The organism is Paenibacillus sp. OSY-SE (assembly GCF_000283315.1).
Classification (GTDB): Bacteria; Bacillota; Bacilli; order Paenibacillales; family Paenibacillaceae; genus Paenibacillus_B; species Paenibacillus_B profundus.
On sequence record NZ_ALKF01000188.1, the window covers coordinates 55915 to 81945 of the forward strand.

Annotated in this window: 22 protein-coding genes; 9 read left to right on the forward strand and 13 right to left on the reverse strand. The window is 44.9% G+C overall.

What is annotated here, in order from left to right; genetic code table 11:
- The 6 genes from A372_RS0118080 to A372_RS36505 all read right to left on the reverse strand — a co-directional run bounded on the left by A372_RS0118080 (position 1) and on the right by A372_RS36505 (position 8810).
- On the reverse strand, positions 1 to 1308 hold the full coding sequence (locus A372_RS0118080) for a hypothetical protein (RefSeq protein WP_019422292.1): 1308 nt from the start codon (positions 1306 to 1308) through the stop codon (positions 1 to 3).
- 27 nt (positions 1309 to 1335) lie between these two features.
- Positions 1336 to 3066: a YcaO-like family protein gene (locus tag A372_RS0118085; RefSeq protein ID WP_019422293.1), complete on the reverse strand. Its 1731-nt coding sequence runs from the start codon at positions 3064 to 3066 to the stop codon at positions 1336 to 1338.
- On the reverse strand, positions 3063 to 4676 hold the full coding sequence (locus tag A372_RS0118090) for a hypothetical protein (RefSeq protein ID WP_019422294.1): 1614 nt from the start codon (positions 4674 to 4676) through the stop codon (positions 3063 to 3065). The genes A372_RS0118085 and A372_RS0118090 overlap by 4 nt, the downstream gene beginning before the upstream one ends.
- The gene (locus A372_RS0118095) at positions 4651 to 7239 is read right to left on the reverse strand and encodes a hypothetical protein (protein ID WP_019422295.1); all 2589 of its coding nucleotides are present in this window, start codon (positions 7237 to 7239) and stop codon (positions 4651 to 4653) included. Before A372_RS0118095 ends, A372_RS0118090 begins: the two co-directional genes overlap by 26 nt.
- Before the next feature lie 37 nt (positions 7240 to 7276).
- On the reverse strand, positions 7277 to 8323 hold the full coding sequence (locus A372_RS0118100; protein WP_019422296.1) for a hypothetical protein: 1047 nt from the start codon (positions 8321 to 8323) through the stop codon (positions 7277 to 7279).
- A 292-nt stretch (positions 8324 to 8615) separates the two neighbouring features.
- Positions 8616 to 8810, reverse strand: coding sequence for a thiazolylpeptide-type bacteriocin (locus A372_RS36505; RefSeq protein WP_083858884.1), 195 nt, complete (start codon positions 8808 to 8810; stop codon positions 8616 to 8618).
- Positions 8811 to 9051: 241 nt separating this feature from the next.
- Here A372_RS36505 and A372_RS0118105 point away from each other — a divergent pair, with 241 nt between their 5' ends.
- The 3 genes from A372_RS0118105 to A372_RS0118115 are packed head-to-tail and all read left to right on the forward strand — an operon-like array spanning position 9052 to position 12279.
- Entirely contained in the window at positions 9052 to 10251 is a 1200-nt protein-coding gene (locus A372_RS0118105) for a hypothetical protein (RefSeq protein WP_019422297.1), read from the forward strand.
- A 38-nt stretch (positions 10252 to 10289) separates the two neighbouring features.
- Complete coding sequence (locus tag A372_RS0118110) at positions 10290 to 11534, forward strand: aminotransferase class III-fold pyridoxal phosphate-dependent enzyme (protein WP_019422298.1); 1245 nt, start codon at positions 10290 to 10292, stop codon at positions 11532 to 11534.
- Positions 11535 to 11568: 34 nt separating this feature from the next.
- Positions 11569 to 12279: an SDR family oxidoreductase gene (locus A372_RS0118115; RefSeq protein ID WP_019422299.1), complete on the forward strand. Its 711-nt coding sequence runs from the start codon at positions 11569 to 11571 to the stop codon at positions 12277 to 12279.
- A gap of 131 nt (positions 12280 to 12410) precedes the next feature.
- On the opposite strand, the gene A372_RS37480 is transcribed toward A372_RS0118115, so the two are convergent.
- Both A372_RS37480 and A372_RS0118125 read right to left on the reverse strand, forming a co-directional pair.
- The gene (locus tag A372_RS37480; RefSeq protein WP_019422300.1) at positions 12411 to 12572 is read right to left on the reverse strand and encodes a hypothetical protein; all 162 of its coding nucleotides are present in this window, start codon (positions 12570 to 12572) and stop codon (positions 12411 to 12413) included.
- A gap of 159 nt (positions 12573 to 12731) precedes the next feature.
- Positions 12732 to 13592 (reverse strand): helix-turn-helix transcriptional regulator, encoded by an 861-nt coding sequence (locus A372_RS0118125; protein WP_019422301.1) that lies wholly within the window; start codon positions 13590 to 13592, stop codon positions 12732 to 12734.
- Positions 13593 to 13716: 124 nt separating this feature from the next.
- Here A372_RS0118125 and fabF point away from each other — a divergent pair, with 124 nt between their 5' ends.
- Positions 13717 to 14958 (forward strand): beta-ketoacyl-ACP synthase II, encoded by a 1242-nt coding sequence (fabF, locus tag A372_RS0118130; protein WP_019422302.1) that lies wholly within the window; start codon positions 13717 to 13719, stop codon positions 14956 to 14958.
- 808 nt (positions 14959 to 15766) lie between these two features.
- Positions 15767 to 17674, forward strand: a complete 1908-nt coding sequence (locus A372_RS0118135) for a sensor histidine kinase (protein WP_019422303.1) — start codon at positions 15767 to 15769, stop codon at positions 17672 to 17674.
- Between the two features lie 57 nt (positions 17675 to 17731).
- On the opposite strand, the gene A372_RS0118140 is transcribed toward A372_RS0118135, so the two are convergent.
- The 5 genes from A372_RS0118140 to A372_RS0118160 form a co-directional block, all read right to left on the reverse strand.
- Positions 17732 to 17971, reverse strand: coding sequence for an NHLP leader peptide family RiPP precursor (locus A372_RS0118140; RefSeq protein WP_019422304.1), 240 nt, complete (start codon positions 17969 to 17971; stop codon positions 17732 to 17734).
- 52 nt (positions 17972 to 18023) lie between these two features.
- Positions 18024 to 18980: a hypothetical protein gene (locus A372_RS0118145; protein ID WP_019422305.1), complete on the reverse strand. Its 957-nt coding sequence runs from the start codon at positions 18978 to 18980 to the stop codon at positions 18024 to 18026.
- Positions 18964 to 19761: a class I SAM-dependent methyltransferase gene (locus A372_RS0118150; protein ID WP_019422306.1), complete on the reverse strand. Its 798-nt coding sequence runs from the start codon at positions 19759 to 19761 to the stop codon at positions 18964 to 18966. The genes A372_RS0118145 and A372_RS0118150 overlap by 17 nt, the downstream gene beginning before the upstream one ends.
- Positions 19762 to 19892: 131 nt before the next feature.
- On the reverse strand, positions 19893 to 20753 hold the full coding sequence (locus A372_RS0118155; protein ID WP_019422307.1) for an MBL fold metallo-hydrolase: 861 nt from the start codon (positions 20751 to 20753) through the stop codon (positions 19893 to 19895).
- Entirely contained in the window at positions 20750 to 21229 is a 480-nt protein-coding gene (locus tag A372_RS0118160; protein ID WP_019422308.1) for a MarR family winged helix-turn-helix transcriptional regulator, read from the reverse strand. The genes A372_RS0118155 and A372_RS0118160 overlap by 4 nt, the downstream gene beginning before the upstream one ends.
- 243 nt (positions 21230 to 21472) lie before the next feature.
- Here A372_RS0118160 and A372_RS0118165 point away from each other — a divergent pair, with 243 nt between their 5' ends.
- The 4 genes from A372_RS0118165 to A372_RS0118180 all read left to right on the forward strand — a co-directional run bounded on the left by A372_RS0118165 (position 21473) and on the right by A372_RS0118180 (position 26023).
- The gene (locus A372_RS0118165; RefSeq protein WP_019422309.1) at positions 21473 to 21970 is read left to right on the forward strand and encodes a hypothetical protein; all 498 of its coding nucleotides are present in this window, start codon (positions 21473 to 21475) and stop codon (positions 21968 to 21970) included.
- Between the two features lie 91 nt (positions 21971 to 22061).
- Positions 22062 to 22901, forward strand: coding sequence for an EcsC family protein (locus tag A372_RS0118170; protein WP_019422310.1), 840 nt, complete (start codon positions 22062 to 22064; stop codon positions 22899 to 22901).
- Positions 22902 to 23001: 100 nt separating this feature from the next.
- Positions 23002 to 24222, forward strand: coding sequence for an acyltransferase (locus A372_RS0118175; protein ID WP_019422311.1), 1221 nt, complete (start codon positions 23002 to 23004; stop codon positions 24220 to 24222).
- Positions 24223 to 24571: 349 nt separating this feature from the next.
- Positions 24572 to 26023 (forward strand): RtcB family protein, encoded by a 1452-nt coding sequence (locus A372_RS0118180; RefSeq protein ID WP_019422312.1) that lies wholly within the window; start codon positions 24572 to 24574, stop codon positions 26021 to 26023.
- The last annotated feature ends 8 nt before the right edge of the window (positions 26024 to 26031 follow it).

Consider the following 26031-nt stretch of genomic DNA (forward strand, 5'->3'; position numbering starts at 1 on the left):
TTAGATATCAAAACTAATCTGAGTAACAGGAGAGTTACATAACACCCCGATGTAGTTCACTTCATATTCATCATGTAGTGACAATATGCGTTTTATATAGTGGTCATTATGATTTTTCATGGGTCTGAAGGAATAGCCCGCACTGGAAGCATAGAGGGCCGTTATTTGCATGATTTCTCCACATGTTATAAGCAGATTGCGCAGCCCAGTTTCATAAATGGAAGCTGTCTTGGAATAGCAGATGAACACCACCTTATATGTTTTCAAATCAAAAAATCTATGATCATCAAACATAAGGGTTGAAAAGTCACCTTCAATAATGGAGATTTCTCCAGTGATGCTGTATAATCTCAAAACATTCTCATTCTCTCTTGCCAAAAAACAGTACTCAACAAAAGGGGAACTCAATATTTTTTCTGATTGCTTCAGTAATTTCATGGCATCTTCGATTTGGAAATGGATGAAGCTTTCGTCCAAGTTGAAATTTCCAACCATTGTATGGGCTGAGTTCCGTCTGACTTTCTCGCTGAGCGGTAAAAATTCAATCTCCTTGTGATCCATATATTTTTTCTCGGAGATGCTTTCATTCGCATACTCTTTTAACAAAGGTTTTACATATGTGGTCGGCGCCAGCTCATCAAATTTTTTTTGCAATCGCACATCAAAACTCATGCCCGCATCGGCCGGCATCTGCTCATTGTCAAGAACAACAGGCGCATCTAACTCCAGCATAAAAGAGATATAATAACTGCTGCGATCAAGCGAGAGTTTATCCATAATCGGTTTGACATTGATATGCGAATATTGATAATAATCGACGGACAAATGACCCAGAACATGTTTGATATTATATAGCACATGGCCGGCATCCAAGTTGGAAATATACAAACAAAATTCACTATAAAATCGGGACAGGTTCAAAACATCGTTCAAGCCAACAATAAAAACTTTATTCCGAGCCTGCTGCCGACATGCAATATCCCCGCCAATCCATAGCAGCTCATCTTCATATATGCTATATAAATACGCATTCCCGTTATATATGAATACAATATTGCACGAATGCATACTCCTTACGGAGGGAGAATTATTGTGATCTTGATATCTGCTCAATATATCATATCTGCGAATTCTTACTGTATTATTGATGATAGAATCGATAAGCGGGTTGCTTCGCAAAAGAGCGGCTGCATGATGATTCGCCTTCTTTACATATTCCTTTTGAAAAGGCGTCAAAATGGTCAAATAATTCGTTTCCGTGTTTTTATAGCGGTCGCTCGAGTACTTTTTATAATATTCGATTTCCATCGTAATCATCTCATTAGGTCCCAACTTTCATGGAAAAGGATGCGGATGTGGATTAATTTGGTCCGGATCGCCATCCAATTGATTGATTTTGACGCCTTGTTTTATTCTGCTTTTATTCACATTTTGTTGTTCGTAACCAAAACTAATATTTTGCATGGTTGGAACTGATATTTTGACGCAATTAAAACCTAGCCGCTTTAACGGTTCGCTTGTCAAGTTAGCTTGTAAAATTTCATCATGATAAGGCTTCATACAGGCGATAATCTGATGTAACAATTCCCTTTGGGTCGTTGCTTGGCTGTAGAAATCATGTTTGGATATCGATGCGGCGGCATCGATCTTTATAGAGCTATGCAAAGCAAAGGACAGGGCGTATTCCATCTTGGAAGAAGAATATAAAAATAAATGATCCTCTAAAAATTTGACGTTGTTAAAATTCGTAATCATCGCGTTCACATCTTTATTTTTATATCTTCTTTCCCTAAATACCAAAAAAGCCTTTATTGAGGTGGAAGCTTCTATTAAAGCAGATTCTATCGCTTTCAATGGATCAATATTTGCGCCTGCAGCAGTGTAAAATGCCATTTTGTCCGTATTTGTTTTATCTCTTAGTTCGAGCAGAACCCAGTATGTAGGAACCTTGCTTTCCAACGTAATATCATATAGATGCACATCATATCCGATAAAGTCCAGATAAGCTAAAATCAGTTGAATGGCCGTATGATTGACACGTTCTATATTCTCCAGCTTCGTCGGGGTCGAACGTGAAAACCAATAAACCATAAAGGCATCTCGCTCAATAAGTTCAAACAGTCCATATATAGAGGCTTCATCAATATTGGAGCCTAATGCGATACCGTTAGAACTGTCCGGAAGATAACGCTTCTCCATATTTTCTTTATAAAAATGATGGTTTGAGAAATAGATGATTTGTTCAGGAGCCAGCATATATCTGTCCTGTGTAAAGGAATAAACATATCTCCACAGAATGGAATCGTCCTGTTCGTACTTGTCAAAGCGAAATTCCGTATTGTTATACTGATTGCTTTCAAAATGGATGTATCTGTCAAGCGATATGAATGATTTGTTTTCTTCCAGCAGGGTGTTCTCGCTCGCACGGCAAGGGGCATAGGTAGAGGGGGCAACTCCTTGATGCCGTTCCAATCCTTCCAGCACTGCCGTGTAATACGCTTGTTTGTATGTGTAATTTCTTCCATATGAATCATAATTGACTTTGCTCAAATATCCGTCCAGCGCAATTAAAGGCATGCTGTCCGTTACGGAACGATAATGATTTTTGAACCAACCCGTTTCCGGGTGGATGAGAGAGGCCGCATTTTGCTTCAGCCCTGTTACGATTTCGTTGAAATGCTTTTCCCGGTAATCAGAACCGATAGGAATGCTTGCAGATTCAATTTTGCATTCTTCTAGCTTTTGAACCGTTTCCGTCTCTCCGCACTGCTCACACTGCGGATATTTCAACATTAGGCTTTTCCTTATTTCCTTTGTAAATAAATTATATGTAAAATAAACATCTGGATGTAGTTCGGAAAATTGATTTTTCAGTTCCGCCACCATACTGTAATCCAGCTTATTAACAGCGATGAAGGAGGTTTCTATCCGCTTCGGGCTTAAGAATTGATTATCAATCATGCGGCTTTTGATGCAATGGATACATCCATGAGCATGACTTTCGCTTGCGATAACGATATAATGCTGGATCCGTTCAATTGTAATTCGTTTCCTTTCCTTGATCATGAATATTCACCAACCATAATTTTTCTGACAAGCAAGTTAGCGTCCTTTAACTCCTCCTCGTATCTCCAAGCTCTTTCCTCATATCTAATATTATACTTTTTAAATAAGCCCAATGATTTTTCTATAAATCGCTGCCTATCATGATGTATGAAGCCAGGCCAATCATATCGCGGCGGCTCTGCTTCGAGTTCAATGGATTCAAGGACATGCAGCATGCCGGAAAAATCAGCTTCCGGATTACATTGCTTAACGACATAATTTATAAAAATTTCGTCTATTTTTTCTTTGATTTCGCTTGTTTTGTTGCCATCCGTGTAATAACGGTTCTCACTTGGCATATATAAATAAACAATGGCTGCAGAAGATAAATGGTGGACTTTTAAAAATACGTTATATTCTATATTCAATCTCTTTCCATAAATAGCAGTTAATGATGAAGTATCCAATTTATTTCGATCTAACTCGATAATATGGAAAGGTTCATCAAAATGATTCAATAAATATAAAACCTTGTCATAATAATAATTTTCCGCATCCGTCACGAGCCAATCTTTTGATACCTGTGTATGAAAGTGATGTCTAAGCCCTCTTTTAATAGCTGTGAATGCCGTCAGAGGATAATCCGTTCCCGCATATACATAACCGTACTCGCTTTCCTTATGCTGTATCCCATATGTTGTGAACCCTACCTGAACCAAATCTGAATATGCATCCAGATGTCCTGATATTTTTAAAGGCAATATATTTTTGGCAATGAACGTTTCAAACCCATTGATATCATCCAGCTTGTCCTTGGCTTCATTTATCGTTTGGACATTCAGATGAGGGACTGTATCATAGAGATGGTTTGGCGCAAGATCTTGTTCAAAAAAGCGCCCCTCTTTGTTCAGGGTAAACGTATGTTTCGACAACCCGAATACCGTCTTCGCAATATATATGAATAAGTATAGGGGAGCCGTTTTATATAAAAGACTGTTTTTGTTTATCAAGTCTGGCTTGCCTGTACTTTCGGGAATCAAGACTTCTTTGCTATATTTGAATCCGGACACTGCATGGTCATGAACCGAGACAACAATCGTATTGTTCCTGCCTGCAACTTCCTCCCTGTTCATCGTAATGACCCAGTCATTAGCCATTGGGGAATAAGGAAGTTCATGAGAGAGTGAGACACTGATACCGCTTTCCTGCAATAATGAACGCAATCTGGGAAATAGCTTGTTCACGGCGTCATCTATCCATACTGTGATTCGGTTGACTCGATCTATATAATCGGACAGCTTCTTGTCAGGGGGCAAATATTGCGTCAGTATATGAAACCAACCCGAAGAAGCGACTTTGTCTATAGGGATTGAGCCGGGATATAAAAAGATAGAGCCTGCCTCATACAATAATTTCACCATTTTCATGAAATCGCTGTGTTGAATGATGTGTTCTAACGTTTTTAAAGGGATCCCTTCTTTAGAGGCGCTTAATAATTCAATCAAGACTTGATGCGTTGCATCCGTCATTTTAACTTCCAACTCTTTAAAGTGGCTTTTCATAAATGTCTTCTCTTGTTCCCGATACAGCATCGTATTTTGCCTATTAAAGATTTGCAAGCTGTTCTCCAATTCCCTCTCCTTCTTTCTTATATATTTCAATATCATACTCTTTGGCATAATCCCCTTCATTACTTAAGTATTCTTCGATATAGAAGTTATGAAATATTTCCGTTTCGCTTTTGCTTATCATCTCCTTCTCCAATATTCTTAGGGCAATAGGATTGGAGATGTCGATATAAAGCGGCTTGAAATCCCGGAGGTAGGGATCATTCAATAGAAAGTCTCTCTTTGCGATAATAAAAAACTTCTGTTTAAGATTATTTTCAAGGAAGTACATGTTGACTCGGCGGTAATAATGATAATTATTTTCCCCTTCTCTCCGCTTAAGCTCTTCGCTTATACTGCTGAGCTTGATTCGATGCCGGTTCAACACAATATTTCCGTATGTTATTCTAGGCATCACATCCCGTTCCAATAAATCGGAGAACTTAAATAACATGCTTCCTGAAGAAAATAATTGAAGCAGGACGGAAATATATCCAGGCATAGAGGTGGGGACCAGAGAGCCTCTAAAGCATACTTTTACCGTTTGTTTATCCTTGTCAATAAGCCGAAACCTCTTATTTTCTTTTTTTATTTTGATTTTAAAATCTTCAACATGCGTAAGCGGCTTCTCTGCATCCTGCAAAAACCTTTTTGTGCCGATTCCGACGGTGCAGCACTCTTTTTTTAGCTTGATATTTTTTACGTTCCCGTTAAACCCGAAGCTTTCCGTGAACTCATAATAATTTTGGCTGTCATAATAATTTGCGCTGAATGCCGTATACGCATCATCATGCAACAAATACGGAGTGAAGTAGTTCATGAAGCGCGCTTTGAACTTTTCATGCCCATCATAAACAGCGTTGACGATAATGTTGTCTTCGTTGAACTGAACAAAATAACTGCTTGTAATGTCGGCATGCTTAATAATTCTTTCCGGGATTTGCCGGATGTATTTATCGATGAGAGCTTTGATATTGATTGCCTGTTCACAGCTTAGACATAACGATCGGAACTCTTGGATAAAGCTCGTTTTCAAATGATCCAATATTCGGATTTCTTCCGTCTCTATGTCTGGCCGGGTGTAAGTAATATCTTCCCAGTAAGGTATCATTTCCTTCGATACCGCAAAAAGTATCGAAAAGAAATCGCTGTCAATTTCCATTTCTTGTCCGTTCGCGTGTTCATACAGCTTTGTGCCCATTTCGTACTGCAATCGAATACTGGCATCAAAAATGAGAGAAAAGGCCTGCAGCTTTTTAAAATCCATATATGACTGTTCTACATTCTCTGTATGGATGAATTGCACCTTGTCCATGATTCCGTCTTCATAAAATACGGAATTCGCCGGAAACTTAATGCCTGTTTCTTGTTCCAGTTCGAAGAGAAGAGCTGCCAACTCTTGATGAATGATATGTTTGGCTTCGTATTTATTATGTAAGGATATTTTTTTTGATATTTCGGTTAAGTCCGCCAAAAATCGGTTTAATTTTTCGAAATCATCGCCATTCAAGTATTTTTGCGCTGTCTGTTGGATATCAAGCAGCAGTAACTCGCTGCTTCCTTCATTAAAACCAACTGCCGGAATCAGCAATCCGATACTGATATATTTCCTTATAATTTGATACATATTCTCTTCGCTTATTCTATGGTCAAATGCGGCCATAAAATCTTCGAAGCCCAAGTTATTATCCATATCCTTGCTCTCAAATAAGTTCGCCAAATTGGCGGGTATTTTCAATTCGCCCAAGTTTTCTGAAGGCAAATACAACTTGTTATTTTCTGGCAAGTCTTTTCTCGACAAAAAACTGATATAACACGCCCCCTCATCTTGCCGTATTGAATAGGGGGGAAGATAAAAGTCTATCGTTTTTATAAACCGATTGGATTGTATGAAAAAATAAAAAGCCAATCGATATAATAAAGTGTAGTTTAATGATACATGTTTGGTATAGTTCTCATGATGCGCTGTTCTGTCCGCGGGGTTGGCTTGCATCTTTGCCCTTCCTACATTGGTTATCGAAAGAAAAGGGCTCGTTTTCAGCATCGCTCTGCTTATAAATTTATAGAGTGTCGACTCCACTTTGCGGGTTTTGTTCTTGTGCAGGTCTAGAGGAGTATTGATGTAGGCGTTCAGTTTATAATAAATGTCGGGATTAATCATTAATAATCCGCTTAGTATGTCTTCCTTGTCCACAAGCAGTTCAATCATGGACTGCCTGAACGTTTTCAATTGCGCGTTATATCTATTTTCCGCTTCGTGTTCCAGCTGTTCTAATTCCTTGTACTTGCTTGCATATTCGCTGAGCAATAAATAAAGCGGATCGGTCTCGTTGCCGTGAAACTGATCGGTATCCAAGTTAATCTTATGTATTTTATCCTTGCATATATGTCGTTTGATGTCTAAAATTCGTATGTCTTTTTCTGCTTTATAAAAAAGATCCAATTCTTTTACGACTCCATCTTTTAATTCGGCCAGCTCTAATCTGCTGCTTATTATTTGCATGTAAATAGGATTATCCATCGATAAATCAATCGATTTCTTTTCTAAGCTATTCTCCCGTACGAGAATAAGCGGGTTTATATTCAATATTGCCCCTCCCCCCATAAAAAGCATCTATTCGCAATTAATCGAGCACAAAGAGCAAATCTTCTTTGTGATTCTCTTCGATGAACTTAACGGTGCAGTATGCATAGAATTGTTTTTTGACCATACTTTGTTCGAAGATAGGGAGCGACAAGTAAAACAAATTGATAATATCCCTGAACACAAGCATTTTTTTTGATAAAATGAAGGATTTCAGCTCCTTGTTGCGCACCAGTTCACTGTGAAAGGAATTATCCAAAGGCGAAATATTTTCAAGCAATAACTCATATTGCTCATTTAAACCAAGCATGCTCTCATCTTGGTAATTTTCGATTCGAAATTGACTGTTCATTTCGGCAGCTATGAGTCCCCACGTTTGTTGCCATTGGTCCATGGCATCTGCCAGTTCGTCATGCAGTATAATCTTGTTGTCCTTTAAAATACCGGTTCTTCGTCTTTCGAATTCACTCTTCATGTCGATGTTGTGGCCTTCCAAGCGGAGCCGCGAGAAAAAACCCTCGACATGCGACAAAAAAGATAAATATCCTCTCTTGGACCCATCTTCATAAAGAGAGGTTAAATAATGATACATATAAAGGAACATATGAGTTTGATGAAATGTATCCAGTCCGATATAAATTCGCATCATATCCAAATATAGACTATTCAGACGTGTTCTGTAATGATCAAACATGTCTTGATGGTATTGGGAATTGAACGCATTATTTTTTCTGCTTCTAAGTTCTACCGTTCCGTCGGCACGCATAGTTTGTGCATGCCCTTCCATATCTCTCAATTCCAGCTGTTTGAGAGTGTGCTGATTTCTTGCATACTTTTCAGCTTTTTTATGTACTTCTTCTTTGGATACTGGATGCTTTTCCTTATAAGCGGCCACGATTGCTTTTATGCTCTCAAGGATCGAAGCCTCCAAATTCGGGTCTTTGAATATAATGATTGTATTAGGGCCGTTCTCCCAGTCGTTATCCAAATAATACTCTCCAGCATAATGTCTCTCCAAATAGGATTCCGCTAGTTCTAACATCAAAGGTATCTTGCTGTTTTGATAATTGTAGATACTGATTGGCATATTACAATCTCCTAAAAATTATAGTTTTGTAAGCGCTTTTGTTGGAGTGTATAGTCGTGAACAACGCATCTGGATGTGAGAGTAATGAATACTGCAGAGTAATTAATGATAGGGGCAACGGAGCAATGGATTGACAGACTGACCCAACAAATGAATAAAATAGGGACTGCACCTACTAAGCATAGGTACAGTCTCTATTATGCCGCACCGGGCATCCTGATAATGATGAGTTCGTCTGTACCGATTACCTTGTGTGTAGAATTATGTTAAGACTCTGTTGAGTTATGCTGAATTATGTCGAGGAGGAACATGTCGAACTGGAACCGCAAGTCGAACAGCCACTGCTGAACGCGGAGCCACTAGTAGCAGCTGTTTCGGGCAAAGCCGTTGCTTCGTTGATTTCGATAAATTCTAAATCTTCTACGTTGGAAAAGAGCTCATCCAGTAATTGTTGTTCATTTTTGACACTAGTGCTTACAGTACTCATATAGAAACACCTCCTTTTTATTCTCCTTATTATTACATCGGAGGAACAATAATTCAACTAAAATATTCTAAATTTTTAATTGAATTTAAATTCGGACAGAACATCCCTTCCTGCTTAATCCTTAGTCTATTGCAATCTCCTCTATCTTTTTTTCTTGATATTAACTAAAATAATATATGAATGGATAGTAAGTATTTACCAAAAACGTAACGGTAAAATGGTAATAAGGGGGTAACATGGCATGATTGGAATATCTGTTGTACTGGAAAACAAGCTCGGTGTTTTTTCCAAGCAAGAGCTGCCGGCATCTATTACAAGCTCCGACAATTTTTTTAATGACGACCTCGATTTTCATACCCATTCCAGCAACGACTTCTATGATTATTTACAATTTCATGATGTCAGTGATTATGTGTTTATTTCTGACGGGGCCAGAGTAAAAAGATTCGTCATGTTTATGAACTTGCATTACGACATAAGCTTTCATTTATGCGACACAAAATTCAACTGTATGGTTGGGGATAAGGACATCGTTTCCAGAGTGGCAATGAATCTTGAAGGTGAGTTGTCTTCCGCTACGGGAAATGAATATGATTTATCAGGCATCCAATTAAAAAACGGACTTCGCTTTTTGGTTACAGGAGCATACCCTTTTTCTATAGGGAATAGCTTAATCAAACATATATATGTTGATAGCATGAATCTATTGAATGAGATTCATGTCGAAATATACAAATTTGCGGCTATCAACAGCGCCGTACTTATTAACGATCCAACGCCTCTGGAATCTCCACAATTTCCTTGCATTTATGTGGATTATGATAAGATCACGCAAAATAAGCTGCTGCCGACTTCCTTATACCTCCCTGAGCATGAATTGCAGGAAATGATAGATACATTCAAATCTGATGGAACCATTGATAATCCATCAAAAATACAAGGAATTATTGATTATGCGCACACTCTTCATATAGATAGAAACAATCGTCTTTTTTATTTCAGTGACGGGATCTATAAAGATTATAGAAAGACATGCTGCATAACCGAGCAATTGAACAGCAGCTTCATGTCGTTGTTAAACAGGTTAAGTTACATATCAACTAGAAAAGCAAACCCTTTATACGATATTTTTCCTCTTGTTCTCAACATCTCGGCTCACCTGCAAGGAAACACATCGACATTTATCACTCCGTACTCCGTGCATCAAGTAGCTCAGACCATCGATAGACACAAAAGCTTGAAGTTCCTGGGGATTATAAATGATGGGAAAAAATATGCGTATCATGTGTTGACAAACAAAATGTATGAGGTTAATGATACGTTTCTTCATTTTTTGGAATTCGATCTGAAAGAAAAAATAGATTCAGAAGAGCTGAAAGCAAAATACTCTACTCGTTTCCCTGCCATTCTCAACAAATTTAGAAGCATTGTGAATGATTAAGCTTCTCATTATTTTACGAAACAGGAAGGGGCTGCATTATGGTCTACAACTATGTCGTGCCGATGACTTTATTTGATAATTACCCTTATTACAACCTGGATGTTGCAAAGGCATCCAACGAATATATCATCGACAAAAACGGGAAAAAGCACTTGGATTTAAGAAGCGGTTTATGGAATGTAAGCTTGGGCTACCGTGCCGAGTTATTGACCAGAATACAAAAAAAAATGAGCATGCTGTTGGCGGACGGATTGTTTTATTTGGATATCCACTCTTATCATCACGGCATCTATCAGGAATTTGCCGTTAGCTTGCTGGAATTTGCAAATTGCGGACATCATGCATTCCATAAAGTTTTTTATACAAGCAGCGGCTCTGAAGGTACGGAACTGGCGCTTAAATTATCCCATTTCAATCAGCAAAGGAAAATGATTTTGGCTTTTCAAGAAGGGTATCATGGCACTTTTTTTGGCGGAATGGCGGTAAGCGGCGTCGATTGCGACATTAGCAAAGCTTATAATAACGTCAATGAGCATGTTGTTTTTTTCCCTGCGCCGAGGAATCAAAGCATGTTAGATGAGTTGTTAGCTTTTATCGATCGTAACAAGGAGACCATCGCAGCATTTATATTTGAGCCTGTTATAGGATCAAGCGGTACGATAGCCGTAAATGACACCTATTTAAATATCCTGATGAAACATTGCGACATGAACGATATTTTGAAAATCTTCGATGAGGTGGCAACGGGGTTTTTCAGAACTGGCGCTAGATTTTATTATCATAAGCTAGCTTCGCCTCCGGATATATTAATTTTAAGCAAATCAATTAACAACGGCATCTTGCCTTTTGGGGCAGTTTTAATAGGGGAGAAGGTAAGCGGTCTATTATTGAATAAACACATTGATCATTTTTCAACGCAAAATGGCAACTTGTTATCCATTCATGCAGCTAATGAGACATTAAACTACATGATAGAAAAAGAAGCTGAAATCAAGCGGAACGTAGCCGAAATGGAAAATTGCATAAAGCGGGTGTTTGATCATTATTCCATGCGATATAGCGGTGCGGGAGCCATGTTCTCCATAACGATCAATGATGTCAATATAACGAACCGAATTGTGAATGAGTTAAAAGAATTTGGCATTTTAGTTTACTATTATTATGATTATTCCAATGAAGGAGTCAACTCGGGCATTACGCTCTTTCCTCCCTTATTCCTCGACGCCAATAAATTAGAAGCAGCCTTGCATATCATCTGCAAAAAAATAAAACGTTATTTATAAACGGATTCATTCCATAAAAGAAAGGGGATTTAGCTTGAAAACCTTCGTAATTATCGGATCGGAAGGCGAGATAGGGGCAGAAGTAAAAAGAGTCTACCATCATATTCGAACTATTTGTTTGGACAAAAATATTGAAGAAGCTGTAAAGGTGGAGGGGAATCGAATCTATATGAACTTCGATGTAACCTCTAAGGAGAGCATCGATCGAGTCGCTTCGTACTTGCATCATCATTCGATAACGATTGATGGCATCATTTATTTAGCCGGCATCAACTATATGACCAATTTTTATGATGTGAATTATGCAGATTGGGCTAACTCATTGGATATTAATGCCGCTGGTTTTCTATTCTGCTTGAAGGGATGGTACGATTTATTCAGCCAACAGATAGCAATCGTTTGCATTGCCTCCCAGAATGGCGTGATCGGCCATGAAAACAGAGTTTCTTACGGCCCGTCCAAAGCGGCCCTCATTCAACTCGTAAAAAATCTTACCGTTGATTTCTCGCAGGATCAGAATAAAGATATAAAGATTAATAGCATATCACCGACTTATGTGCTGAGTGAAAAAAATAAAGCCTATTTTGAAACCATGGAGGGAAAGAAATTAATAAAAAGAATTCCTTATAAAAAATTGATCCATTCAACTGATGTTGCCGCGGTCATCAAATTTCTAATGTCTGATGAGAGCAAAGCTATCAGGGGACAAAACATTATTGTCGACTATGGTTATACAATTGTATGACGACTATAGTGGCTAAAATGGATGATAGCCTAATTCCTTCTGTGCAAAGACGGGAGATTAGGCTATTTTTCTTATGACAAGCTGCTGGGGGTAAATCCGGGGGAAGCTGATTCAATACGAACAAATGCGCTTCAAAAACCTCTTACTACCCATCCCGCCAGCGCTAATACAGGAATGAGAATCCAAAACCATGAAAAATCAAATCCGCGGCTCTCGTTGGATACTTCTTCCAATTTGATTTTGATCTCATGAAGCTCTCTTTCCAGACGTTCAATTCGCTCGTTATCGTTCATGCATACCCCTCCACTACATCATGGCTTCTCGGAAGCAGCATTCTGCCTTCTGACTCACCCAGTTTATTCACCGATTGTCTTACCCGCTGTTAACATATAACAAATAACGGAAATTGTAAATAAAAATATAGTAAAATTGGAATAATAATGGATCGGAGTTTATTCCTCGCCGCTTCTTGCCGCGCTCAGATCCATCAACTTCCTCAGCTTGAATTCGGTCGAAGACTCCGGGGCCGGCGTATAGATGCTGCAGCGCAAGTCGGCGCTGCCCTGCACCTGGAGTGAAGTCAAATGGAACAGCATTTTGCCCGCCTTGGCATGCCGGAATTCGATGACGACCTCAGGGGCCGAGCTGACTTGGCTCTGGTTCCAGAGCTGGTGGAAGCCGGGGTGGGCTTCCTTCATTTCCTCGAGAAACCGAACATACCATCCATCCTCCACATATTGACCATAATACGCGCGGAAGATCGACAGAAATCCTTTGACGAAATGCTCCCAATTGACAGCCAGGCTCTTGAATTCCTTGCGCGTAAACAATAAACGAATCATATTCCGCTCCTCAGGCGGGATACGGGTAAAGTCCAAGAAGACATGAGACGCCGCCTGATTCCAGCCGACGATGTGGCAGCGCCTGTCGGAAATAATGGTCGGACAGTGCTGAAGCTCCTGCAAAATACGCTGCAGAGCAGGACTGATCTGCGCTTCTTCTTCCTGCCATGGATTGGCTCCAGCACCGCCCTCCAGCGCCAAGGCGTACAAGTATTTGCGCTCGTCTACGGTCAATTGCAACGCCGCCGCCACATTGTCCAGTACGGATGCGGATACTTTGATGTCGCGCCCCTGCTCCAGCCACGTATACCAAGTCGTGCTCACTCCCGCCAATTGCGCGACTTCCTCTCTTCGCAGTCCTGGGGTTCTGCGGCGGGTTCCTTCTGGCAGACCTACGGTTTGAGGAAGAATTTTAGCCCGTTGAGATTTGAGAAAGTCGGACAGCATTTGGAGCCGCGATTGGTGATTCATCGCCTCATCCCTTTCACCTGTTTTATGATAGTACTTATTATACTAGGATAAACAACAACTTGTAATATGATAATGACTATGCAACGATAGTATTAATACAATTCGAACTCAGGAGGGAAATGTGATGAACAGAGTCGTCATTACGGGGATGGGAGTTATTTCTCCGCTCGGCAATGAGGTGGACGCATTTTGGAATCAACTCATCCGTGGGGAATCGGGAATTTCCCTTATCGATACATTTGATACATCGAAACATAAAACAAAAATAGCGGGTCAAGTTCGGGACTTCGATGCGGACGCACGCTTCGGCCGCAAGGAAGCGCGGCGCTTGGATCGTTTCTGCCAGTTCGCCTTGGCGGCGGCAGAACAAGCATATGAAGATGCCGGACTCGCCGCTTGGGATCAGCTCGACCGGGAGCGAATGGGCGTATACGTGGGCTCAGGCATCGGAGGCATTCAGACAATGATGGAGCAGCAAGCCATCTTAACTAACCGCGGTCCTGAGCGGGTCAGTCCGACATTGGTGCCGATGATGATTGCAAATATGGCTGCCGCCCAGATTAGTATTAAATATGGAGCGCTGGGTCCAAGCTTATCGCCCGTGACGGCCTGTTCGATTGGCAACACGGCTATCGGCGAAGCGTTCCGGCTCATTCGGTATGGTGGAGCAGACGTTGTGTTCGCCGGAGGCACGGAAGCGGCAATTACGGAATTATCGCTGTCCAGCTTCAGCAATGCGACCGCCTTGTCGGCGCGGAATGACGAGCCTGCCCGGGCGAGTCGGCCTTTTGACAAAGATCGGGACGGGTTCGTCATGGCCGAGGGCGCAGGCATCTTGATTATGGAGTCATTGCCGCACGCCTTGCGCAGAAATGCGCGCATCTATGCGGAAGTGATAGGCTATGGAGCAAGCTCGGATGCGTATCACATGGTCGCAACTCATCCAGAGGGACGCGGGGCGACTCAAGCGATGAGGCTGGCGCTTCAAGAGGCTGGCATTGAACCGGCGCAAGTGGATGTCATCAGCGCGCACGCGACGAGCACCGGAATCGGTGACCTGTCGGAGACGACGGCAATTAAGCGGTTGTTTGCCGAACAGGCTCACCATATACCCGTCACCGCCAACAAATCAATGCTCGGCCATATGCTGGGCGCTGCCGGCGGCGCGGAAGCGATCGCGTTGATCAAAACATTGCAGGAAGGCATCATTCCGCCGACAATCAATCTGGAGGAAGCAGATGCCGATTGTGATTTGGACTACGTGCCGAATCAGGCTCGTTCCGCCTCTGTCAACATCGGAATGTCCAATTCGTTTGGCTTTGGCGGACACAATGCAGTTATCGTGCTGAAGGCATACGAGCGGTGATGCGAATTAGATAGAAGAGGTTGCCCTCATTCAGGCTTACCATAGCGGAAGTATCGCTATATTAAACAGATTAACAAACTGGCGTCGGTGGATTACCGACGCCAGTTTTCAAATAGGTTTTTTTCAAAGGTGCCTTGATCACAGGGACTGCTGCAAAGCTCATCTAGAATTGCTTCCAGGGCTTGTTTGATTGGGATGAGATACTTATCTTCTTCGTTCAAAAACAAGAACATTTCGTCTGGATGACACAAGACGGAATCCGTTTCTCAAAAGACAACGTTCAGCAAAAAGCACGCGTCCACCGATCACCAAGAATCGGCGACACGGTCTAGCACTACCTACTATACGGAAAGCTATAATAAATCTGCGCCGATTTACGATGCTGCGTCTAAATGCAATCGTCACCACATCTATTCTTGTCATATCATTCACCTCACTCTTCTGTTACATACTAATAGAAGATGCGATATCTACTAGAAAGGTAACTGATAAGCAACCACTAGCCATTCAAATTAATTCTTGCCTATTCTAATAAAATCGAACTACGCGTATCCTTTCCTTTTGAACTTACTCGAACCGCATATTTATCACGTTACTGGTACCTCATTTGATAAATACGTCGGCGATTTCATCTACAGTTAGTTCTCGTTTTTTAAACGACAAAACAGTGCTCTATGCTCTAATGCAGCGGAACTTCGACAAAAACGGATGAATTTCCAAATAGTGAGAAGGAATTTACAAAAATTTGTTGAAATAGTGCGAATGACCTTTTAGGTCACGATCATACAAAACGGTATAGAGGTGCTGTATGGATTTCCTTCGCAAAGGTATCGCAATAGGGGTACTCCTTCTTATTATAGGTTTATTTGTTCAACCATCCTGCCTCTGGGCGGCATCGTCATCAGATTCAGAGCAGTTGAAGCTGTCGCAGTGGGACGTGCTGTGGGAAGCAAATCCTCTGAAGTGGGAGGACGTCGCGCACACGAAGGAAGGGTGGAGAGAGGTGGATCTCGCCCGGGGAATTCCTTCGAAGCCAGAAAGAATCAATTCGGCTTGGTTCCGCATTACGCTGCCGGATACGCCTTGGGACGAACCAGGACTGTACATCGACAAGCTATATGCGTTTGATGTGGAGGTATATACCGAGGATGGACGGAAGGTATTCGAAGCTTCCCGTGACTACAGCTATGATGTTTACCACATTCTTGCACCTCTCGTTGCCAATCTCAAAGGGCAGGATATATTTATTCACGCTTCGACATCAAGCGACAGATTTGGCATTCACAGTGAGATCACGATCGGGAATTATCAAGACCTGTTCCCGTTATATGTGAATAAGGGGCTGCTGGATATCATCTTGGGCGGCGCCTTGGTATTTGCCGCAGTCGTCATGTTAAGCTGTACTTTGTTTTTGCGGAATATCGATGTGCCGAGCTGGCTGTCGCTTAGTCTGGTCATTTTATCCTCCGGCGTTCTGATGATAACCTATTCCAGATTTACTTACACCTTTTTCAGCGAGTATGGAAAGGTTTTTAATATCCTGTTCGATTTAGGTTTAATGATATTATTTCCTGCTTTAAGCTATTACTTCGAGATAATAACCGGCCCCGGAGCTCGCGCTATTATTACAAAATTCCGAAAATTTCAAGTGGGCTATGCTACATTTATTCTATTAATGCTTGTTGCCAATCTGATTTTGGATAATGCCATTTATAGTGTTTATTTTTTTCTGACGGTAACGGTTCTGGCATTTATCATTGTCATCCAACTTGTCGTGCTGCTTAGCTTTTCAATTATTTATGTCCTGCGGAAAAATAAAGATGTCATTCTATTTGCGGTTGGTTTCACTATATTCGCAATGACATCCATCGCAGAACTAATATGGTTTCTCATACGCTACGCTCAATATGAATTGTCATTATGGAAATGGGGGATGATATGTTTCGTTCTTGCACTCATCCTTATTTTGGGAAGACGCATTGCTTTGAATCATGAGCGAGTCATCCAGTATTCGAAGGAACTGGAGATGTATAACGGCAAGCTGCAGCACTCGGAGAAGATGGAAATATTAAGCGAGCTTGCCGCTTCGGTGGCCCACGAAGTGCGCAATCCGCTGCAAGTGACGCGCGGCTTCCTGCAGCTATTGGACAGTAAGGCGGCGATGAAAGAGAAGGAATACTTGAAGCTGGCGTTGACCGAGCTCGATCGGGCTTCCGCCATAATTACCGACTTCCTCACCTTTGCTAAGCCAGAGCTGGAGGACATTACTGTGCTGAATGTAGGCGAAGAGCTAAGCCATATCGAAGGCATTCTCATTCCGCTAGCCAACATGCAGGGCGGCGTCATAACGTTGGATGTGCCGCCGAACCTGTGCATTAACGGGAACTCCTCCAAGTTCAAGCAAGCATTCATTAACCTGATCAAAAATAGCATCGAGGCCTTAACCGACAAAGGATGGATCCGCGTATGGGGATACGAGCAGGAAGGCAAAGTCACCATTCACATTCAGGATAATGGCGCCGGCATGGATGAGCAGGAATTGAGCCGGTTGGGTGAGCCGTATTTTTCAAATAAAACAAAAGGAACCGGACTCGGCCTCATGGTGACGTTGCGGATTATCGAGGTCATGCAAGGGGAAATCAAATTTACCAGCAAAAAGGGTATCGGCACCGAAGTGGTCGTACGCTTCCCCTCCGTTTATGAGAAAGCGATGTGAGGCGGGGCAATTAAAAAGAAGAGGGCTTGTCCCTCTTCTTCAAGTAAGGATATATGTTTACCAATATCCCATTTGCACGCGTCCTGCTGTGATGACATCTGTTGGATTCGGAGGGATAACCAAAACGAAACTGTCCGCGGTTTCTTCCACGGCTTTCATTTTAATATGTTCGGGAATGGAGATGCCCAGCACTTCCTTGATAGCGGACTTCGGATCAGATAGCAGCTTCTGCTTGAACGACGGATCCTCCCAAGCCTTCTGTACAATTTGATTTCTGACCAGTTGTTCGGTGCTCATAATACTCATCCCTCCACAAATTGGAATTTGCTTGAATTATAGTTTATCATGCTTAATTTGTAGAATCCACTACTTTTTTACCGTTTTTCGACAGCCAATGATTCAATCCGCCTAGCATTAAAGTCTCGCGTTCTTGTCGAACGCGGTTCGCTTCCCCGACGAGACCATCGATAAGAAATTGATGAAATTGATGCAGATGCGGAATATCGAGGTTGAGCGCCTGCAACCGGCGGTGATGCTCCTGCGCCTGTTCTGCGTAGCCTTTCATACAGTCGTGTACGGCTATCGCTGTCTGCACGGTGTCCGGCGATAGCGGCTCCGTAGCCGGCAGGTTCAGCTCGAATCGGATCCACGACATGAGGCAATTGTAGCTCCCTTCTTGCAAGTCATCCTCCCAATCTTCCCAGTCATCGGCCATTTGCAGCGTGACGAGCACGGTGTCGACCGCATTGGACAAGGTGTCAATCAGATGAGTCCGGCCGGTAAGGCATAACGCTCCAGTGCTGGCAAATTTCACGGGAGCCGCCTTTCTCGCGACCATGACGCGATGCGTCAGGAAAATATCTTCCTCCCGTTCCTTCACTACGGCTTCCGCCCACTCCGTAATGTATTGATGGAACGATGTCCAGAAGGAAGAATCGGATGGGTATGACTGATGATATATTTGCAAAAATTCCAAATAGCATAAATTGCCGAGAACGAGCTGTTGACTCCAATCTTCCGGCCCGGTGTCCATCAAGTCGTCCTGAAGGAAGAAGTATAGCATGACGAATACGTTGGCTAAGGACAACTGACGGCATTGCTCCCGCGTCAAGCCTGCCGTTTCTTGCACCCAGTAAGGAAGCAAATAACATATGTAGTTGGTTGTGCTATCCTGCATCAACGGGTTGAATTTCTCTATATATCGTTGCCCCAAAACGTTCATGGGAGCAGGAAAGGCTTCTATTCTCCGTTCCGCTTCCGCGAAGACTTTGTGCAATTCCGCTTTGTGCTCATCGAACCATATCATACGATAATCCTCCTTTGCTTAGCGGTTGAGAACTCGTGCGGAAGGCTTCCAAGCCGAACATTCGAATGTTCAGGTTGCGGTCCGAATGGTACCAATCGTCCAGCTCCCGTGCCCTTTCTTGAGATAGATCGGTTCCGGTGAACAACTGAGACACGAGTTGCAGGTAACGATGAACTTTTTCCCTAATCTGCATGTTGTCGGTTGAGATGTCGTAAGATGTGATGTTGATGGGTTGAAAACGAAAATGCGCCAGCTCCATTTTGAGTGTGTCTTTGAGGGCAAGAAGTGAGGGCTTGCGAATGTGGCGGCGAGATTCATCATACATGCTGGCGAACAGCGGAAGCTCGCCTACATGCAGAATGCCGTCTTCTTCAATATCCATAATGATGATGCGGGCTCCATCATCTGTGCGATCCTGCAGCCAGCGGAAGAAATGCGCCCTGTCCGGAATGTGATCGATGACGAGCCTGGCGATGATGGTGTCGAAGGTGCCGCTCGCGGGCAACTCTTCGTAGCTTCCGTGATAGCAGGCGATTGGCTGGTTCGGCTGAGCATGGGCTCTGTGCAAAATGGCATCATTGAGGTCGATGCCCGTGCATGCCGATTCGGGGAAGGCTGCTTTGAGCCGATTCAGATAGGCGCCGTTCCCACAGCCCACATCAAGCACGCTTCCGGGTTCGGAATCGCGGAAATACAACAGCTTCTCCGTGTCGAACAAGAGGTCCGCGGTCAACTCAAGCATGTCGTCGAAGATGTCGATGATGTCGATTTGCGGCGTCATTGTAAGCCCTCCTCAACATTTGCTGGGATGAAAGTCATACTCAGTATAGATTACAGGGCGAGTGGAAGGCAATATCAGGAAAATAAAAATGCCGTCGATTCATGAGAATCGACAGCAATTAGGAATAGGCGTTATTTTCGATAACCGTTGGCAAACCATTGAACCGCCGTTTGTTCGAATTCTTCGGGCTCTCGGCCCAACAGCTGCGTAACCGATGCAGTTACGGCATCTTTATCGCCGTCATGTTGTTCCGTCAGATCACAGAGCAGCTGCAGTTGTCCGGCAAATTGTTGGAATTCGGCCTTGGACAGCGGCAGCTCGTGCGACAGGACATAGATGTCGGCATCATATTTCTGTATCCGTGCCAGCAGCGCGCGGGTGCCGGGGACGGTATACTGAACCGGATTGCTGTACAAGTCCTGATACAGGCAATCTCCAAGCAGCAGGACGCGCTCTTCTTGGACATAAATGATGGAGGAGTCATGGGCGTGATCGCCGCCGACGTGCTTGATGCTGCAATGCAAGCCGCCCAAATCAAGCTCCAACGAATCTTGGAACGTCATCGCAGGGACCTCGATCGCAACGTCGCGATTGGGGCCGAGCTCTTTTTTTATCATATCTGCGCAAAAAGGAATTTCCGTTCCATTGCGCACTCTTTCATCCAAAGCGTCGTCGGCCCAAGACAGCGGCACGAGCTGCTCAATCGCCTGCTTCGTCGCCTCGTGGGCGATGAGAGGGATACCCATGCGGTGGCTTCCGAAAATATGATCCCAATGCCAATGGGTAATTACGGCTGCATACGGTTGAGGCCATTGACGTTCAGTCAACAGAGAAAGGAACAGCTCCGCGTGGGCGGGCGAATTCCCCGCATCTACGACAAGCGTCCGCTCTGTACCGCGTATCGCCGCGATAATTGGACGGTCGGTCTCCTCCTCTGGAGGCAAGAACACGATATGATCCGTTAATTGTTTCAAAATTCGTTCATGCTTCATTTGTCTTCCTCCTTAGACCGTGTTTTGCCAGATTCGTCGCCGAGAATGCCATTCAGCTTCGTAAGGGTGTCAAGCACTTGCTGCAATTCCCTCAGCTCGACCTTGGAATAATATTTGCGGACCAGCATCTCATCAATGTCTTCGAGCACTGCCCGATATTCCTCGCCGCGCTTGCCGAGACGGATTAGCGCTTCCCTTCGGTTGCGCGGATTGGGATCGCGGACAATCATATCCCGGCTCTCCAGCTTCGCCATCGTCTGGCTGACGGCGCTCTTCGTCACGTTCATGTAAGCTGCGATCATGTGTGCGGTAATAGGCTGAGACCGAATGATGTGGAACATAATGAGCTCTTGCTGCGGCGTCAATTTGAAGTCATTCAACCGTTCCACTTCAGGTGAGCCAGACGTAATGATCGTTTTGAACCGTTCGAATTGCTCATTGATCCGATCCATGACGCGGCGATACTCGTCATACATGGACAAACAACCTCCTTCCGCCTCGTTGCAACAAATTTGTTTAGTTAACTTAACTTAATTATTATTTTAATATAAACCGGATTTCTTGAGCTGTCAATTGCGATCACAGGGGTCGGAGACAGAACATGGAGCGGTATCGTGCGACGCAGCAATGTATGGATTTTCCCATCAAATCCTTATATATTGGATAAGTGAACGTACATAATCGTCCACAATTTTTTTCAACTGGAGAGGGTTAGTCGTATGATGGAGAATTCGCCGCCCCAATATGGACGGATTATAAAAGAGCACGTGTTAATGTTCGCAGGCATTATCATCATAGTATTCGGATTGATGATTGTTACAGGCTCCATCATTGGAACGGATTCGGAAATGTCGGCTGGCGCCCAGCTGGCTCTAGTGCTGTTGGTCGGCGTTATGCCCGCATTGCTTGGCGGCTGGATGTGCTTCGCTTCGGTCATGAAGCGGAGACAGCGCAAGCAAGAGGAGTTGGAAATCGAGACGCTCGTCTTGGCGGCGAGTCACGGAGGGCGCCTGACCCCTGCCGAGCTAGCCATGCATACCCGCATAAGCGTGCAGAAGGCAAGCAGCTTGTTGGAGCACTTTGTGAAGCAGAAGGCGGCTATTTTGAAAATTGCGGACAACGGCACGTATGTATATGAGTTCGATGGATTGTTAGACGATCGGGAGAAGGCAGAGGCCCAGTCGTTGAAGGAATTGATTTACGGCGAGCCCATGTAAAACATCCGAAACGGTATCCTTCATGCAGCGTACAACTGTTTAATGAAACTGATGGGTATGTATGCGCACATCGTGGAGGTTGGAGCGAAGGATGATACAGGAACAACGTTCAGAGCTGAAGCAAGCGTTGAAAGAAATAGAAACGTGGGAACAGGAACAGCGCGATTTATCGATTTTGGAAAAAATCGGGCGGATGCCGTTCACGCTGCTGGATCGATTTACGCCGAAAGGGCTGCAGCAGAAGATTGCCGAGCTGCTGGATGAATTGGGCAGCTATTTGCATACCGGCGGCAATTACTTGGTGCAGGAGAAGAGTGTGCTCAAGAAGCTGCATGCGAATTGGCAAGAAGCTGATCCGGCAACGGCGGGTCAGTATGCGGAGCCAGACATCGCGCTTGTGGAGGCCATGCCGCTCGCCGTGTGCGATCGCGTGGCGGAACAGGTGCGTGAGGCGAACAAGACGATGGCGTTCGCTCAAGGGGCGACGACCGGGTTCGGCGGCATATTTACGCTCGCTATCGATATTCCCGCTGTGCTCGGGTTGGCGCTGAAGGTGCTGCAGGAGACGGCAATTTGCTACGGCTACAATCCGAACGATGTGCGGGAGCGCGTCTTTATCGTCAAGTGCATGCAGTTGGCTACGTCGGACGTCGTCGGCAAGCGGGCCATATTGAAGGACTTGGCCGATTATGATAATCCGGACCGGGCTCGGGATGCTATCTCCGAAGTGCAGGGCTGGCGGGAGACGATGGCCTCGTTCACCGATAGCTTCGGGTGGAAGAAGCTGTTTCAGTCGATTCCCGTGCTCGGCATGGTGCTCGGCTCCTTCATGAACCGCTCCATGATTCACGATATGGCCGAAACGGCACAGAATATGTACCGCAAGCGGGCGGTTAAGGCGCGGTTGCGGGAATTGAATTCAAACCTCTAATATATTTGTAAATATTTACAGTTCTTTTTCATCTCTTTTTCAGGTTAATGGTTTATAATGGTTCCTTACCTTCAACTATGAAAACGAGAGGATTGGGGCAATGACCACAAAACCACCTATCCAATCAGGTGAGAAAGAACGAATTGAAGAAATTACGATTATGCGGGCGCTCGCCTTTTTTGCTATTGTACTGCAGCATAGCATTGGAGAGTACATCTATCGTGCGGATATTTTGCCTGCGGATGCTGTCATGTTGGGGATGCTGTATCACTTTACGCGATACGGAACGTTGACTTTCGTCTTCTTGTCGACCGTCATCTTGTTCTATAATTACGATGCTTCTCTTGCTTACGGTCGGTTCATCAAGCGGCGCGCACAGTCCGTGCTCGTGCCTTTCGCGCTGTGGACCTTGATATACGGCGTATTCTCGCTGCAAGGGCTACTGCTGACGAAGGAAGGCTGGGTGCTGCTGAGCCAGCAGTTTCTCACGCCGACTTACGGATATCAGTTATGGTTCATTCCGATGATCTTTCAGCTGTACCTCCTCTACCCGTGGCTGGCACGGTTCGTGCAGGCTGTGCGGAAGCGGCTATTCACTTGGTTCGGAGTGATATCCGTACGCCATGTGACGGGGATACTGCTCGGGCTCGGAGCGGCTTATGCAGGTCTCATGTATTGGTCATATTATAAGGCCGCGGGGTGGGCGGGATCTGTCGGAGGAATCGGACAAGTGCTTGCTGGACACCGGACGATGATCGTCATATTTTACTTTTTCTACATTGCGCTTGGCATTGTATGCGCGCTTCATCTGCAGCGGTGGCGGCAGTGGGTGCAGCAGGCTGCTTCTTGGAACTTATTTATTTTTATCGCGTGCTACATCTTCATCGGTTATGATCTGCTGTCCGCAGGGATCACGCCAATTAACTTGAATATCTCGACGTATTTGAAGCCGACTGTCTTCGTACTCATCGTAGTGCAGATGCTGCTCATTTACGCGATTGCGCTGCAAATCCAAAAGCGCGGCGGATTGATGCAGCGGTTCTTGCGGATGGCCGGAACGTATTCGTTCGGCGGATATTTGGTGCATGCGCTCGTGCTGGCGCTGGTGTCCCGATTTACCCGCCAGTTGTCGCTGGAAGGCTTTCACCTAATCGCAACCGTATTGACGTTCGTGGTGGTCGCAGCGGCATCGCTTTTTATCACCAGATGGCTGCAGCACTCGCCATTCGCAAGCTTGTTCATCGGGGCGAAGCGCAGGAAGACAATCTCAGCAGAAGGGGCTGGAGGCCGGCGAGGGGAGGCGAGTTCTTCTTACTCCTAGCGCTGCATCTTTTCTTTTCTGCTAAAATAAGGGTTGACATTTACGGGTTTACCATTTTATGATGAGTATACATTTTGGAAAAAGGAGGTTGATGAAGATGACATGGAATCAATATGTGACGGTGCAACTGCATAATGATAGTGAACGGTCTCTCGTCGGCCTCTACGGAGTGAGAACAAGATAATCGAGCGATCCCCCTCGGGGGAGGCTAATATCGGTTGCTTGGCCATGGACGATGAAGTCTGTGGCTTTTTTGTATGTTCGGATGGCCGCAGGACGAGAGTCTGCGGTCTTTTTTTTGTTTTTTGGAACAGAGCAGAACGGAAATTGGAAAGGAACTTAAAAATATATGTATACAAATGATTCTTTATATAATGAGCAGGAGCAGGAGTGCTATTATCGCACAATGGAGCTGCCTGCCGGGACGCTGCACGTCTATGCCAATAATGCCCTCTACCATGATTTGGGAGCCAAAGTATTTGAAATGGCCAACAACAATTTGCAAATTCCGAACCGGGTCTATATGAGCTATACCCCGGACGTTCATGTCGGTGTCGGCACGTGCATCGGCACAACGGCGGTCTGGAACGCAAGCGACGGTTACGTATCTCCCTCCATCGTCGGGAGCGATATCGGTTGCGGCATGCGGGTCCATCTCACGAATTTGCACCGCGACGCATTGCAGGATGTGAAGCTGCGGCGCAAGCTCGTTAAGGCGATAGAAAAGATGATCCCCATCGATTCCCATGCGCGTGGTCATTTCTCTGACATCCGCTTGGAGCATGTGTTGGTGAAAGGGCTCCATGGCTTGCCGAAGAAATATGTGCCAGATGCCTATACGCCGAAGAAGGCGACGTCCTTAACTCATGTGGAGCACAGCAAGTTCGCGTTCGACGAGGACGTGCTGGACGCGATGCCGGCAGCGGCGTGGCACCGCTCCCACCGTCAGCTCGGAACTCTTGGCAGCGGCAACCACTTTGCGGAAATCCAAGCCGTGGAAATCGACGAGTCGAACCGGGAGGTCGCGGAAGCTTGGGGATTGTTCGATGGCCAAGTCATCGTCATGATCCATTCCGGCTCTCGCGCTTGGGGTGGCGCCGTCAGTCAACTCTGCAGCAAAGAAATGGCGCAGTGGATGCGCTCGATCGGCAGCGGCACGGCCGATCCGAAGCTCGTGTTCGCGCCGCTTGCCGAACCCGTGGCAGAGCGCTATGTTCATCTGATGTATTCAGCGCTCAACTATGCCGTGGTGAATCGGCATCTGATGGCTTATGGCATCCGAGAGGCGTTCCGCGACGTGTTCGGCACGAAGGTGGAGATGAGCACGCTGTACGATTTAATGCACAACTATGCGTGGGAAGAAAGCCATGACGGACGCCGCATGTTCGTACACCGCAAGGGGGCGACCCGCGCGTTGCCGCCGCAGCACCCGGACAATCCGAAGCCGTATGCGGCAACTGGACATCCGGCGCTCATCCCGGGCTCGATGGGCAGCGCGTCCTATCTCATGGTTGGCCGTGAGGCGGGGGCGGCGAACTATTATTCCATCTGTCATGGGGCGGGGCGCGTCCGGTCTCGCAGCGCCACGAAGCAGCTGGTGACGGTCGACGAGTTCGCGGCTTCGCTGCGGGTTGGCACGGAGGACGAGGTGGTAGTGAACCAGCGCACGCTCGAATCGATTATCGACGAATCGCCGCAAGCCTACAAGGATGTGGAGCAAATTATAGAGAGCGTCGTCGGGGCTGGACTTGCCGGCGTAGTGGCGAGATGCAAGCCTTTGGCTACGGTCAAAGGCGGGTAGCATGCGGG

Excerpts from the sequence above, each read along its gene's own strand:
- A372_RS0118080 (WP_019422292.1), bottom strand. The coding sequence starts at position 1,308 with ATGGAAATCGAATATTATAAAAAGTACTCGAGCGACCGCTATAAAAAC.
- A372_RS0118085 (WP_019422293.1), bottom strand. The coding sequence starts at position 3,066 with ATGATCAAGGAAAGGAAACGAATTACAATTGAACGGATCCAGCATTAT.
- A372_RS0118100 (WP_019422296.1), bottom strand. The coding sequence starts at position 8,323 with ATGCCAATCAGTATCTACAATTATCAAAACAGCAAGATACCTTTGATG.
- A372_RS36505 (WP_083858884.1), bottom strand. The coding sequence starts at position 8,810 with ATGAGTACTGTAAGCACTAGTGTCAAAAATGAACAACAATTACTGGAT.
- A372_RS0118105 (WP_019422297.1), top strand. The coding sequence starts at position 9,052 with ATGATTGGAATATCTGTTGTACTGGAAAACAAGCTCGGTGTTTTTTCC.
- A372_RS0118110 (WP_019422298.1), top strand. The coding sequence starts at position 10,290 with ATGGTCTACAACTATGTCGTGCCGATGACTTTATTTGATAATTACCCT.
- A372_RS37480 (WP_019422300.1), bottom strand. The coding sequence starts at position 12,572 with ATGAACGATAACGAGCGAATTGAACGTCTGGAAAGAGAGCTTCATGAG.
- A372_RS0118125 (WP_019422301.1), bottom strand. The coding sequence starts at position 13,592 with ATGAATCACCAATCGCGGCTCCAAATGCTGTCCGACTTTCTCAAATCT.
- fabF (WP_019422302.1), top strand. The coding sequence starts at position 13,717 with ATGAACAGAGTCGTCATTACGGGGATGGGAGTTATTTCTCCGCTCGGC.
- A372_RS0118135 (WP_019422303.1), top strand. The coding sequence starts at position 15,767 with ATGGATTTCCTTCGCAAAGGTATCGCAATAGGGGTACTCCTTCTTATT.
- A372_RS0118140 (WP_019422304.1), bottom strand. The coding sequence starts at position 17,971 with ATGAGCACCGAACAACTGGTCAGAAATCAAATTGTACAGAAGGCTTGG.
- A372_RS0118145 (WP_019422305.1), bottom strand. The coding sequence starts at position 18,980 with ATGATATGGTTCGATGAGCACAAAGCGGAATTGCACAAAGTCTTCGCG.
- A372_RS0118150 (WP_019422306.1), bottom strand. The coding sequence starts at position 19,761 with ATGACGCCGCAAATCGACATCATCGACATCTTCGACGACATGCTTGAG.
- A372_RS0118155 (WP_019422307.1), bottom strand. The coding sequence starts at position 20,753 with ATGAAGCATGAACGAATTTTGAAACAATTAACGGATCATATCGTGTTC.
- A372_RS0118160 (WP_019422308.1), bottom strand. The coding sequence starts at position 21,229 with ATGTATGACGAGTATCGCCGCGTCATGGATCGGATCAATGAGCAATTC.
- A372_RS0118165 (WP_019422309.1), top strand. The coding sequence starts at position 21,473 with ATGATGGAGAATTCGCCGCCCCAATATGGACGGATTATAAAAGAGCAC.
- A372_RS0118170 (WP_019422310.1), top strand. The coding sequence starts at position 22,062 with ATGATACAGGAACAACGTTCAGAGCTGAAGCAAGCGTTGAAAGAAATA.
- A372_RS0118175 (WP_019422311.1), top strand. The coding sequence starts at position 23,002 with ATGACCACAAAACCACCTATCCAATCAGGTGAGAAAGAACGAATTGAA.
- A372_RS0118180 (WP_019422312.1), top strand. The coding sequence starts at position 24,572 with ATGTATACAAATGATTCTTTATATAATGAGCAGGAGCAGGAGTGCTAT.